The organism is Bacteroides sp. 2_2_4 (genome assembly GCF_000157055.1).
GTDB classification, from domain to species: domain Bacteria; phylum Bacteroidota; class Bacteroidia; order Bacteroidales; family Bacteroidaceae; genus Bacteroides; species Bacteroides ovatus.
In genome coordinates this window covers 423940-438216 of record NZ_EQ973360.1, presented here as the reverse complement: position 1 = coordinate 438216, position 14277 = coordinate 423940, and the positions used below count along the sequence as shown (strand labels likewise).

Below are 14277 nucleotides of genomic sequence, written 5' to 3'. Positions count from 1 at the left end.
CTAAAAATAATAATATGAAGTTCAGACTAACTGTCTTGATAGTCTTTTCTCTCTGTCTGTCGAATGTATTTGCCGATGAGGGAATGTGGTTGTTGGGAAATCTCCGAAAGAATAAACAGACTGACCGGGTAATGAAAGAACTTGGTTTGCAGATGCCTGTGAATAAAATATATGATCCGAAGAAACCATGTCTGGCAGATGCTGTTGTCAGTTTTGGAGGCTTCTGTTCAGGAGTGGTGGTTTCTGAAGACGGTCTGGTGTTTACTAATCATCATTGTGGCTTTAGCAGTATTCAGCAACATTCTTCAGTGGAACATGATTATCTGAAAGATGGCTTCTTTGCACGTAGTCTTGAGGAAGAACTGCCGAATCCGGAGTTGTATGTTCGTTTCCTGCTTCGTACGGAAGATGTTACTAAACGCGTATTGTCTGCCGCCCGGCATGCTAAAACGGAAACAGAACGTCGTGTGGCTGTTGATTCGATTATGAATGTAATCAGTATGGAAGTCTCCGAAAAGGATTCTACATTGACTGGTATTGTAGATGCTTATTATGCAGGGAATGAATTCTGGCTTTCTGTTTATCGTGATTATAATGATGTCCGCCTGGTTTTTGCACCTCCTTCTTCTGTCGGGAAGTTCGGATGGGATACGGATAATTGGATGTGGCCGCGTCATACGGGCGATTTCAGCGTATTTCGTATCTATGCTAATGCCAAGAATGGTCCGGCGGATTATTCTCCTGAAAACGTCCCTTATCATCCCGAATATGTAGCACCCATTTCTTTGGATGGATACAAAGAAGGTTCTTTCTGCATGACGCTTGGCTATCCGGGCAGTACGGAACGTTACCTTTCCTCGTATGGTATCGAAGAGATGATGAATGGAATCAATCAGGCAATGATTGATGTACGGGGAGTGAAACAAACCATCTGGAAACGGGAGATGGACCGTCGTCCGGATATTCGCATTAAGTATGCTTCAAAATACGATGAAAGCTCCAATTATTGGAAGAATAGCATCGGAACGAATAAAGCCATCAAGCATTTGAAAGTGTTGGAAAAGAAGCGGGTGGCTGAAGCAGAGCTTCGTAACTGGATTCAGTCTCATCCGGAAGAGAGAGAGAAACTGATTCGTTTATTTTCTTCTTTAGAGTTGAGTTATAGTAATCGCCGTGAAACCAATCGTGCGTTGGCTTATTTCGGTGAATCGTTTATAAATGGTCCCGAGTTAGTGCAGCTCGCTCTTGAAATTCTCAATTTCGACTTTGAGGCGGAAGAGAAGTTGGTGATAACCCGCATGAAAAAGTTACTGGAGAAGTATGATAATCTCGATCTTTCCATTGATAAGGAGGTTTTTGCTGCCATGCTCAAAGAGTATCAGTCGAAAGTGGATAAAAAGTTTCTGCCTGCTATGTATGAGAAGATAGATACGCTCTACAACGGGAATATTCAGACCTATGTAGACTCTTTGTATGCAACTTCCAATATAACGTCTCCTAAGGGCTTAAAACGTTTTCTGGAGCGAGATACTACATATAATCTCATAGAGGATCCGGCTGTTTCCTTGAGTCTGGATTTGATTGTGAAGTATTATGAGATGAATCAGAGTATTTCCGAGGCTTCCGAGCAGATAGAGCAGGGGGAGCGTTTATTCAATGCAGCCATGCGCCGTATGTATGCTGATCGTAATTTTTATCCGGATGCCAACTCTACCATGCGGCTTAGTTTCGGAACGGTTGGAGGATATACTCCTTTTGATGGGGCCACTTATGATTATTACACAACCGTGAAAGGCATTTTTGAGAAAGTGAAAGAACATGCGGGTGATATTGACTTTGCCGTTCAGCCGGAGTTGTTGAGTTTGCTTTCTTCCGGTGATTTCGGAAGATATGCCAATGCGCAGGGAGACATGAATGTTTGTTTTATCTCCAACAATGACATTACAGGAGGTAATTCCGGCAGCGCCATGTTCAATGCCAAAGGAGAATTATTAGGCTTGGCTTTTGATGGCAACTGGGAAGCAATGAGTAGTGATATCGTATTCGAACCAGATTTGCAGCGTTGCATTGGGGTAGATGTGCGGTATATGCTCTTTATCATAGAGAAATACGGCAAGGCAGCCCATCTTATTCAGGAATTAAAAATGGGCCGATGAAGTAAATATTCCGATGAAACCGGACTTTTTATCGTTTTAATATAATAACGATTACGGCAGCGATAATCAGTGCAATACCTACACCAATACTTGTGGTGAAGGCTTCTCCGAAAAGAAAGATACCTACACATACAGCAGTTACCGGCTCCATAGCTCCCAACACAGAGGTGAGTGTGGAGCCGATGCTTTTTACGGCTCTTACTAGAGCAAGATTAGAAACTACGGTAGGGATTAAAGCTAATAGAATCAGGTTGCCGGCAGTATGCCATTCGCTGATGGATTGAAGCTGGCTGATGGTTTCCGTTCCGATAAAAAGGAGAATACCTCCGAAAAGGAATACATAGAAAGTAAGCAGTAGCCCTTTCATCTGTCCAATCTTTAATTGGCTCATTGTGACGAGATAAAGCGCATATCCGAGTGCCGACAGAAGAACAATGAAAAGTCCCAGGAAAGAAAAGCTCCCCGTTTTTGTATCTCCGCCGGATAAGAAATAAACTCCTGCCACTGCGGATGCAATGGCAGCGATCCGCCAGCCGGATTTCTTTTCTTTAAAAAAGAGCATCATGATTAACGTGGTAAGCACCGGATACATGAAATGAATAGTGGTGGCAACTCCGCTAGCCATAAACTTATATCCCCAGAACAGGAATACGGCAGACATTAAATAAAGAAGCGCAAGAAGAAACAGGGAAGGAATATCCTGCCTCTTGATGCGAAATGATTGACCATTCACCAATAAGATTCCGCCTAACGCCAGACAGGCAAACAGGAAACGATAGAAAAGTATCGATTCAAATTGCATCCCTGCTTGCATGGCGGGAATGGTAAATAGAGGGATAAGTCCAAAAGAGGCTGATGAAAGCAGCCCATATAGTAAACCATTAATTTTATTCATAGTCAAGTATATATTCGGGCCGCAAAGATATAGCTTTTTTGAGGCAAGTAGATAAAGCGTCCATACAATATTTTTCGTAAATTAGCACGCGATATAAATATGGCATCCGATTGAAGGAAAATACAAACTAATTTTTTGATAAAATGAAACGATTGACACTATTACCGGGATTACTATTTTTAATGCTGCAAGCAGCATTCTCACAAGAGTCAGGCAGCTGTAAACCTGTGAATCTGGTTTGTGATTATTTGGTGAATCCCTTGGGAATAGATAATCCTACTCCCCGGTTATCATGGATGCTGAATGATGCCCGAAAAGGAGCACGACAAACAGCCTGTCAAGTCATCGTAGACAAAGACTCTCTTGAATTGATTGCAGGGAAAGGAACTATCTGGGATTCGGGCAAAAAGGACTCCGAACAGATTCTGATTACTTATTCCGGACAGGAACTCCGTCCTTTTACCAAGTATTATTGGAGAGTGAATGTATGGGATAAGGATGGAGTGAAATCTTCTTCGGATATTAATAGTTTCGAAACGGGAATGATGGGGATGGAACACTGGCAAGGAGCTTGGATTAGCGATAACAAAGATATTAATTACCGTCCTGCTCCCTATTTCCGGAAAGTGTTTGATGCACGAAAGAAGATCCGGTCGGCAAGGGCATATATTGCCGTAGCAGGTTTATATGAACTGTATATCAATGGTGAGAAGATTGGAAACCACCGGCTGGACCCGCTATATACCCGGTTTGACAGGCGTAACTTCTACGTCACTTATGATGTTACTTCCCAAATACAGAAAGGGAAAAATGCGATTGGTGTGTTGCTGGGCAATGGATGGTATAATCATCAGTCAATGGCCGTGTGGGACTTTCATCGTGCACCTTGGCGTAACCGTCCTGCTTTCTGTATGGATGTGCGGATTACTTATGAGGATGGTTCCGTTGAAGTCGTTTCTACAGAACGGGACTGGAAAACTTCATCCGGCGCATTGATCTTTAATAGCATTTATACTGCCGAGCATTACGACGCCCGTTTGGAACAGAAAGGCTGGAATGCCGTGAACTTTGATGATTCTAAATGGAATGGAGTAGGATATAGGGCTGTTCCTTCACAGAATGTGGTGTCACAACAAGTGCAGCCGATTCGTGCAGTAGAAACAATCCCCGTAAAAACCTGGAAGAAACTTAATGACACAACGTATGTATTCGACTTTGCCCGCAATATGGCAGGAGTCACCCGCATTAAAGTGTTCGGGAAAGAGGGAACTGTGGTGAGGTTGAAACATGGTGAGCGGTTATATGACAACGGACGAGTGAATACGTCAAATATTGATGTGTATCACCGCCCGGTAGACAACTCCGATCCTTTTCAAACGGACATCCTCGTTTTGAGTGGAAAGGGAGAGGATGAATTTATGGCACGATTCAATTATAAAGGTTTCAGATACGTGGAAGTAACAAGCACTACCCCCCTTGTATTGAATGAGAATAGTCTGACTGCCTACTTTGTGCATAGTGATGTTCCGCAGAAAGGGACGATTCATACTTCGAACGCACTTATCAACCGTCTTTGGTGGGCAACAAATAATGCCTATTTGTCCAACTTGATGGGGTATCCTACCGACTGCCCCCAGCGTGAAAAGAACGGATGGACAGGCGACGGTCATTTTGCTATTGAAACGGCATTATACAATTATGACGGTATCACTGTTTATGAGAAATGGCTTGCCGACCATAGAGACGAGCAACAGCCCAATGGTGTACTTCCCGATATAATTCCTACAGGAGGCTGGGGATATGGCACGGATAATGGACTGGATTGGACAAGCACTATCGCTATTATTCCATGGAACATTTATATGTTTTATGGCGATCATAAACTGTTGGCAGACTGTTATGAAAATATAAGGCGGTATGTAGACTATGTGGATCGCACCAGTCCGACCGGATTGACCTCATGGGGAAGAGGAGACTGGGTGCCTGTTAAATCACATTCTTCCAAGGAACTGACCTCTTCTGTCTATTTCTATGTGGACACCAAAATACTTGCCAATGCCGCAAAGATGTTTAATAAAACGGAAGACTATAAATATTATTCTGCTCTTGCCAATAAGATAAAGAACGCGATTAATGACAAGTTTCTGAATAGAGAAACGGGCATTTATGGTAGCGGCGTTCAGACGGAACAAAGCGTTCCTTTGCAATGGGGCATTGTTCCCGAAGAGTTGAAGAGAAAAGTAGCCCGGAATCTGGCAAAACAGGTGGAAGCAGCCGGCTTTCATTTGGATGTAGGTGTGTTGGGGGCAAAAGCTATATTGAATGCGTTAAGTGAGAACGGTGAAGCTGAAACGGCTTATAAATTAGCTGCACAAGACACTTATCCATCATGGGGCTGCTGGATTGCCAATGGTGCTACCACATTACTGGAGAACTGGGATTTGAATGCCACACGTGACATATCGGACAATCACATGATGTTCGGTGAAATTGGCGGATGGTTCTATAAAGGATTAGGTGGGATCTTCCCTGACCCCGAAAATCCCGGATTCAAACATATTCTTCTTCGGCCTAATTTCCCCAGTGGATTAAATGAGTTCGAAGCCAGATATCAATCACCTTATGGGGAAATCTGCTCTAAATGGGAACGTAAAAAGAACCGTATTGTCTATCATGTAACTGTTCCGGCAAATAGCACTGCTACCTTTTATGCACCCGACAATGTGAAAGGAGAGCGTGCAGTAAATTTGGAAGCAGGAAAACATATCTTGGAATTACCTATAAAGAGAGCTGTTTATTGAATGTCTTTCGATTGGTAATCCTGGTTGCTGTTTACCCAGATGTAAAAAACTGCTTCTACACCATTGAAACGGATGAATATATCTCTCCCCTTCCATGAATCGGGCAGAGTGAAATCCTTCCGATAGCTACCTACCGGATTGGGCATGGAAGCGAAAGTATAATCTGCCGGACGAGGCTGGATGACATTGGGCCACTGCACTCCTTTGCTATAATCGCAGAATGGATAGATCACGTTACAATAGAGAGGTTTGTCCCAATTTCGTGCTTTTGTATAGCTGCTTTATAACTAATAGATGGAGTGTTTTGAAATAAGAACTTGACAAACGACTTTTTATTTTGTATCTTTGTGATCAGAAAAGAAACTTATTGATTGGAAATTATGTGTATGAATAGTATAATATTAGAACAGAGTTGCCGACGATTTACCTCTCTTTAGAAGAAGAGGAAATTTATTATATACTAAAGGTTGCAGACTTTTGATGAGTTTGCAACCTTTTTTGTTGTATAAAATTGAATTGTTTGCAGTAGATATACTTCTTATCGTTTTTAATAAATAGGAATACCGTTTATTAAAAACGATAAGAAAGTTTATTAGAAACACAAAAGTAGATTCTGTATGAACAGTTGTCTTTTTTCAATAAGATAGAATAGGGATAATGTTGTTCCTTCTCATTAGAATGTCAAGATGGTAATTAGTTGTAACATAAAGACCTCTGACTAATAATGTACAAATCTACGGATTATGCTTGCTTCATATTTATTTCTTCTTAGGTTTTCTACGTGCCCATCCTTCTTCGCTGAAGTCAGGTTCTTTATCTTTAAAAAACTCTTGCCAGTCATCTTTCTTTTTCGGACCGCGAGCATCAGAGTATCCTCGCTCAGCACGACTAGGCTTATCTTTTTTTGTTGACTTTGAGTCTTTTGCAGAAGCATCTTTCGGTTTTCTATCCTTATTTTCATAGCGCGGTGCACGTTCGTCGCTTTTGCCGCCGAATCGTTTACCTCCCTTGCGCTCATTTGAACCGTTTTCACGTCCTTTTCCGTTTTCTTCACCGGCACCGGCAATCTCAACAACTACCTTGCGTCCGTTCCATTTAGCCCTATTCAGCGCCTTGATTACATTTGTCGCTTCCTTTTCCGGCACTTCAAAGAAAGAATAGTTCTGCATTAGGTCAATACGTCCCAACTCGATACGTCCTCTTGTGTTACTATTTAGTAGTCCGATAAGATCGCTAGGGAAGAAACTGTCTGTTTTACCCAAATTGATAAACAGGCGGTTAAAGCCCGGTGCAGCTTGGCGGCTTCTTTTTTCGAAACCACCTTCTTTGCGGTCACCCCGTCCGGTACGTTCTCCTCTGATGTCAGTCGGTACTTCTATTTCTGCACGGTTGCGATAATACTCGGCGAAACGGTTGAATTCGTGAGAAACCATTCGTTTAATCAGGTCCTCTTTGCTCAACCATTCCAGTTTACGATAGATTTCCGGCATAAAGTCAGCAATCTCTTCCTCGTTTACTTTTACTTTTTCGAGATCATCAATAACCTTAATCAGCTGCTTCTGACAGATTCCTGCTGCTGTTGGCATTTTTCCGACAATGAATTTTTTGCTGATAATCCGTTCAATTTCTCTCATCTTTCCTTTTTCACGGAGGTTGATGATGGCAATGGAAGTTCCTGTTTTTCCGGCACGTCCTGTACGTCCGCTGCGATGTGTATAACTCTCTGTATCGTCTGGTAATCCGTAATTGATAACATGCGTCAGATCGTCTACATCAAGTCCGCGGGCAGCCACGTCAGTTGCCACGAGCAGTTGCAAGTTGCGGATGCGGAATTTCTGCATAACAGCATCCCGTTGTGCTTGAGAAAGCTCACCATGCAAAGAATCGGCATTGTAGCCTTCTTGCATTAATTTGTCTGCAATTTCCTGAGTCTCTTTACGGGTACGGCAGAAAATGATACCGTATATTTGTGGGTAGTAATCGACGATACGCTTTAAAGCTTCGTATTTGTCTTTAGCCTGTACGGTATAAACAACGTGTTTAACGTTGTTGGTACTTTCATTCTTACGGCCAATAGTGATTTCTTTCGCATTGCGCAGGTAATTTTTGGAAATGCGTGCGATTTCCGGACTCATTGTTGCGGAAAACAATAGAGTGTTGCGTTCCTGCGGTACATCAGCCAGAATGGCGTTGATGCTTTCTGTGAACCCCATATTAAGCATTTCGTCCGCTTCATCCATTACTACATTGTGGATGGTAGACAAGGAAACGGTTTTGCGTTCCATCAGGTCCAACAGGCGTCCGGGTGTAGCTACAATGATGTGTACTCCTCGTTTGAGGCTGCGTATCTGGCTGTCAATAGAAGAACCACCATATACAGGTAATACTTTTAGTCCATCAATGTATTTGGAATAGTCGTTCAAATCTCCTGCTATCTGGAGACAGAGCTCGCGGGTAGGGCAGAGGATAAGCGATTGTGGAATTCTGTTTTTTACGTCAACTTGTTGGAGCAAGGGCAAACCGAATGCGGCTGTTTTACCTGTTCCTGTCTGTGCAAGAGCTACTACATCATTATTTTCTCCTAAAAGGTACGGAATCACTTCTTCTTGTACCGGCATGGGATTCTCGTATCCCATTTCTTCAATTGCTCTACGTATCTCCGGAGAAACGCCAAGCTCTTCAAATGTCTTCATTAAATCTCTGTATATCTTTTATTTCGGCTGCAAAGATAGTTAATTTAGTTGATAATGAATGATTGATAGTAGATAATTATTATAGACGCCACCCTATTTTATCACTTATCAACTATTAATTATCAGTTAGTAAGATGCTGCGTAACTGTTCAATTTCTTCTGCAGAAAGTCCGATTCCCTTTTTCAGATAGGTCTGTACGCTCCCGTATTCAGCCTCAATCTGTTCTTTGGCAGCGTTCAGGAAATCTTCTTTTGCAGAGTAGATGGTTGTAATGGCTTCTTGCGAATTGACCGATAACTTATATGCATATTGAGAAGCTTTGGGAATATTAAAATAGTCATTACTCAAACGATAGTCTTCCATAATGACGTCTTCGTTGACTCCAAGAGCGGCAAGCAATAAGGCGGAAACGACCCCTGTACGCCCTTTCCCGGATGTACAATGAATCACAACCGGATAATGAGTACGGTCGAGAAGGACGGTGAACAGCTTTTTGAATTCCTTTTGGTAGTTTATAACTAATTCCCGATTCATTTGTTCTACCAAACGATAAATAGTGTCACTTTTTATCTTCTCTTCCTGAATTCCTTGCAGAATTTCTTCCATGTTCCCTGTGAGAATAGGGATATGTATGATATTAAATTCATCATCATGCAATTGCGGGTAGTTGTGGCGTTCATTTTCAGAACGTAAGTCTATAATCGTCCGTACGCCCATATTCTTGAGTTCCCGGCGTGAGCAGGGAGGAATACTGTCTATTTGTGCGGAACGGTATATCATTCCCCAGCGAAGAGATTTTCCGGTACCAGCAGATTCGTATCCTCCTAAATCGCGGAAATTCTGTATGCCGGGGATGTTAATGTTGCGGGTGGCCACTTTAACCCGGTATTTGTTATTAAATACCATCAAGTAGTAATAACGTTGAGACGGATCGTTGGTTACGATTGTCATTTTACCACTGGAAATGTTTGCCATTGCAATGGGAGAATCTTCCGGAATAGCTTCAGGAGAAGTAGAGGTGTATACTTTTACCTGTCCTTTTAATACCGGTGCTGTTTCCCATTTGATAATACAGTTTCCTACGTTATTTTCTTCACATACCACAGATATAGCAGGTGATGTGCCAGAACATGATGGGAGCACTAATAAAACAGTAAGCCAGCTTAACAGGTTTCTATACATAGTTTCTTTGTCTTGAATCGTATACTGCAAAGATAAGAATTACCCGAAGATGTGGTAATTCCTTTGCTATAATTAGCCAAAGTTAATAGTAATTTACGTGTTAAAAAAGGGCGCTTCTTCGTTATAGAAGAGCGCCCTGAATGAGAAGTAACCTAAGTTTGCTTTATTGAATATTGTTCAATAGATCTATTTTTCCTTCGTTGACCAACTTTAAAATGAGCTCACCAAATAAGGTGTTTTGCCATGCAAACCAGGCGCGTGTGAAGTTTTTAGGGTCATCCTTATGGAAAGATTCGTGCATGAATCCTGTTCCTGCATCTGTATCCATCAGCATTTTTATGCAAGACTTAATTTCCTGGTCGTCCTGACTGGTGAATGCCTTCATCATGATACTCATAGGCCATATCATATCATAACCGATGTGAGGTCCTCCAATACCTTCTCCTGCCTTTCCTTTGAAGAAGTAGGGGTTGTCTTTGCTCCATACAAAACGACGTGTGTTTTGATAAATAGGATCGTTGATGTCTACATCTCCCAGATAAGGCATTGCCAGCAGGCTTGGTACGTTGGCGTCGTCCATTAAGAGATGATTTCCGAATCCGTCTACTTCAAAAGCATAGATTGTACCATATTTAGGATGATTGTAAGTTGCATATTCTTTTAATGCGGTTTCTACTTCTTGTGCCAAATCTGTGCATTGTTTCGCCAGACTGGTGTTTTTGTTTACAACATTCAGAATTTCCGCAGCTTTCTTTAGAGAAGAAACAGCGAAGAAATTAGACGGTACGAGGAACTGTAAAGTGGTTGCATCGTCAGACGGACGGAAAGCTGAAACAATGAGTCCGACAGGATTTACAGGAGCACCTAGACCGTTATTGTTTAATGTGTCGAGTGCGCGTTCTGTCTTACGCTGGAATTTATAGGGACCCACTCCCTCTTTGCGCTGTTGTTCCTTGAAAGTTGTCAGTATGTTGGCGATAGCCTGTATCCATTCATTATCAAAGATGCTTGCATCACCGGTTTCTTTCCAATATTGATAGGCCAGACGTAATGGATAACATAAAGAATCTATTTCCCATTTACGTTCGTGCAGTTCCGGTTTCATATCGGTCAGGTCGGACATCCAATCTCCTCCCACAGCCCCATCATTGAAAGCATTGGCGTATGGATCGATATTTATACATTTAAATTGTCTGCGTATCACTCCTTCGAGCATTTTCTTCAATTCCGGGTCTTTATTCGCTAATTGTATATAAGGCCAAACCTGTGCTCCTGAGTCACGTAACCACATGGCATGGATATCTCCTGTGTAGACGAAAGTATCAGGCTTACCGTCTGTTGTACGGTAATGAACTGTTGTCTCAAGGGTATTTGGAAAACAATTCTCGAACATCCATGCCAATTTTTGATTAGTAAGTAGCTTTTTCACCCTGATGATTTCTGCTTCCACGGCTTTTGATTTAAAAAGCCGCTTGTTTACGGGTGGACGATTACTTTTATAAGCGGCAATTTCAGCTGCTTGATTGACCACATTGGTATGATCCTTAGCCAGGATAAGTTCTGTAGCTTTGGCAGGACCTCCCATTAATAGGGTGGTCGTGATGATACATATTCCGATATTTCTTTTCTTCATATCTCTATTGTTTTTAAGAGGGTTATTAAAAGTGATTATTGCAAATCGATTCCGCCTAGTCTTCCATACATTTCTATGAAAGCAGCTTGTGTCAAGAGCCATTTTTTCTCGTTTTTATCTGTGCCGCTCCAATCTGTCTGGAACAAGCCCCGTTCATCTCTGGCATGATGCCATGCGTAATCAAGACTTTTCTGGAAATCGGTTAGATAAGTCTTGTTATGGTCTATCTGATAAAGTTCAATAAAGCCTCTAAGCATAACGGCTGTGAACCAAATATTTCCTTTTTTCAGTAATTGGAATGTTTGTCCGTCTGGAGAGGTGAACTGAGTGAAGAAGTGCTTGTGACACGCTTCTGCTATATTTTGTGCATCTTCCAGATAACTTTTCTGTTTGGTAATTTGATAGAGTAGGGCAGCTGCCTGCATCATTTGTCCACTGTTATAGGCAAATTTGGCACGACCGATTTTCTTGTTGAGTGAGATGTTGTCAAAGTATAGATGATCTTTTGAGTCTTCCAGGTTCTTTTTAGTCCATTCGTATAACTCTTTTCCTTCTTTTAAATAGGCATCATCTTGAGTAGCTTGAAATAGTTTGAGAGCGAATACGGCTCCCGGTGCATTAGAACAAGTATTTTTAGATTCCTTCTTTTGTTCGCACCAGTAGATTCCTCCGCCGAGTACGTCATCTTTACCACTAAGGATAAACTTCCATATTAGTTTAGCTTTCTCCAGATAAGCTTGTTTTCCTGTCATACGATAAGAATCGGTAAAATCGATACCTAACCAGACGTTGTCATCATAAAAACGATCGGAGAGAGGTTGACTGCTGATATAAGATGAGTAAGCGAATGGTTTCCTTCGTGTGTCGAAATACTCTTCTAATCCGGGTAGTACTTTATTTTCCAAAAGTTTTTTATACTTTTTATTTTCAGTGCTCTCCAGTAGTGCATTTACTGCAGAGAATGTACCCGAATACGGCCAAAGGTAGGAATATTCATTGCGTCTTTTTGCTTGTTCTTCTGATGCCAGATAAGTTGCCTTATTGTCCTGGTCAAAAGGATAATTCTCACGTAACAGACAAGTGTTGGTTGCTGCATAGTTTTGGTAAAGAGCATCCAAAGTTTGCTGTGCTTTTTCTATGTTAGGATTTGCGTTTGCAATGGTGAAAGCACAAATAACATTAAGTAATAGGCCGTTCATAATTTTTTATTTAAGTGGTGTTTATATAAATAGTAATTTGAATGAGTTCGCAGGTTTTATTGTGACTCTACAAAAATACCTTATTTCGGTTACTTTTTAAATGGGGAGTGAGCAGATTGTAAATGATTGTTTGGGGTATATTGTTGATAATCAGAGAGTCTTTGATCGGAGAGTCTCTGATAAATGTAAATGATGCTGTATGATTAATACACTGTTATTCCCGGATTTGTTGTCCGATTCGAGCTACTTTTTCTTCAAATTCATTCCGGTCTCCATTTGCTTTGATCCGCATTTTTGAGCGGTAATTATAGATGGTCGATAATGAATACTGTAAGAAATGAGCTATTTTCACACTGTCTGTAATTCCAAGTCGGATAAGTGCGAAGATCCGTAACTCGGGTGTTAAGAGTTTGCCGGGTCCTGGAATGATTGCATTTTCCGGTAAAAGCAATGCGTTAAAATCTTCGACGAAATTCGGAAAGAGATTCAGGATTGCTTTGTCGAAGTTATTATAAAATTCAGCCAGATCTTCTTCTGTATTGAGAGAGGAGTGGAGGAAAGAGGTTACTTTCTTTATATCTTCACTTTTGGCTATTTTGAGTGCTCTTTTCTTAAAATTGGCAATTTTACTGATATAACTGGTATATTGTTCCATATACAGCCCTACATATTCTTCTTTGATTTTATTGTTATCTGCCAATATTGAGTTCATTTGTTGTATTTCGTAAAGATGATAAGACAAACTCTCATTAGCTTGTTCCACTTTACCTTTTTGTTTTTTCAGTTGTACGGACAGGATGAATAGCAGAATGCAGACAATGCATAATGCAATGAGCAATGCCGTTATGATGATAAATTTATGTTTCTCCTTTTCTTGAAATGCCTTATCTATGAAAAGATACATATCTGAGGCTTCGATGGTGTTAATTCTCGCATTGCATAGGATAGCGTCCTCCATTGCATTTTTCATATATTTAGATGCCCGGTCTATATCCCCACTCTCAAAGATCAGCTTGGCTAATATTTTTAAAGAGAGATTTTCTCTAGCTCCATTTAATACATCAGAAATGGCGGATATTGCGAAATATTTAATCGTATTTTCACGGTCATTTTTACCTTGATAGGCAGATGCCAGAGAATATGCTATGATTCCGGCATTTCTTGAATAGGGTGTATAACTTTGATAAGTGCTGTCCAGTATATGAATAGCATCATCATACTTTTTATGGAAAAGAAGAGTCGGTGCAGTTATAAAAGCTCGTACGTTTGATGGGACTTCTTTGCATTGGAGCAGCGAATCGCGATATATTTGTGCTATCAGATCATTTTCTTGTGAATCGTCCTCGTTGGAAGCAAAAGCTTTCTGGTGATTATAGATCGTGACTTGTCCGAGAAAATATTCAGCTTTGAGTTTAGGAGATAGTTGCTTTTGTTGCATCGAATTGGTAATTGCCAAAGCTTCTTTGAAAAAGCCCATCGAAGATAATATTCTTGAATAATCCAGTTTAGCTTCAATTAAAAGTTCTTTGTCATTACTTTCTTGAGCGAACCTGTTCATGTGGATGGCATAGGCTAAAGCGGAATCTTTTTGGAAAGATGAATACTCAAAACAAAGAGACTGTGCTGTCCCAACTTTCTTTCGAATATCCCTGGATTGTCTTAATATTATTTTCAGGCTGTCTATCTGTCTTTGCTTTTGTTGGGTATAACTAGCTTT

General features: G+C 41.1%; 9 protein-coding genes. 2 read left to right on the top strand and 7 right to left on the bottom strand.

Annotated elements, in window-relative coordinates:
• Nucleotides 1–14: 14 nt before the first annotated feature.
• Nucleotides 15–2156: a S46 family peptidase gene (locus BSCG_RS13080; protein WP_008776142.1), complete on the top strand. Its 2142-nt coding sequence runs from the start codon at nt 15–17 to the stop codon at nt 2154–2156.
• A 28-nt stretch (nt 2157–2184) separates the two neighbouring features.
• Here the strand turns inward: BSCG_RS13080 and BSCG_RS13085 are convergent, their stop codons facing one another.
• Nucleotides 2185–3051, bottom strand: coding sequence for a DMT family transporter (locus BSCG_RS13085; protein WP_008776141.1), 867 nt, complete (start codon nt 3049–3051; stop codon nt 2185–2187).
• 143 nt (nt 3052–3194) lie between these two features.
• On the opposite strand from BSCG_RS13085, the gene BSCG_RS13090 reads away from it, so the two are divergent.
• Nucleotides 3195–5852, top strand: a complete 2658-nt coding sequence (locus BSCG_RS13090) for a glycoside hydrolase family 78 protein (protein ID WP_032849534.1) — start codon at nt 3195–3197, stop codon at nt 5850–5852.
• Here the strand turns inward: BSCG_RS13090 and BSCG_RS13095 are convergent.
• From BSCG_RS13095 to BSCG_RS13120, 6 genes are all read right to left on the bottom strand, one after another.
• Nucleotides 5846–6085, bottom strand: coding sequence for a sugar-binding domain-containing protein (locus tag BSCG_RS13095; protein WP_004311912.1), 240 nt, complete (start codon nt 6083–6085; stop codon nt 5846–5848). The two genes, BSCG_RS13090 and BSCG_RS13095, sit on opposite strands and share 7 nt — an antisense overlap.
• Before the next feature lie 525 nt (nt 6086–6610).
• Nucleotides 6611–8545, bottom strand: a complete 1935-nt coding sequence (locus tag BSCG_RS13100; protein ID WP_004311911.1) for a DEAD/DEAH box helicase — start codon at nt 8543–8545, stop codon at nt 6611–6613.
• Nucleotides 8546–8660: 115 nt separating this feature from the next.
• Complete coding sequence (locus tag BSCG_RS13105) at nt 8661–9728, bottom strand: tyrosine-protein phosphatase (protein WP_004311910.1); 1068 nt, start codon at nt 9726–9728, stop codon at nt 8661–8663.
• A gap of 163 nt (nt 9729–9891) precedes the next feature.
• Nucleotides 9892–11361, bottom strand: coding sequence for a glycoside hydrolase family 125 protein (locus BSCG_RS13110; RefSeq protein ID WP_008776138.1), 1470 nt, complete (start codon nt 11359–11361; stop codon nt 9892–9894).
• Nucleotides 11362–11396: 35 nt separating this feature from the next.
• Nucleotides 11397–12560 carry a glycoside hydrolase family 76 protein gene (locus BSCG_RS13115; protein ID WP_008776137.1) on the bottom strand — a complete coding sequence of 388 codons (1164 nt, stop codon included), beginning with the start codon at nt 12558–12560 and terminating at the stop codon, nt 11397–11399.
• Nucleotides 12561–12774: 214 nt separating this feature from the next.
• Nucleotides 12775–14277 (bottom strand): DUF6377 domain-containing protein (locus tag BSCG_RS13120; protein WP_008776136.1); only part of this gene is annotated, 1503 nt, incomplete at its 5' end.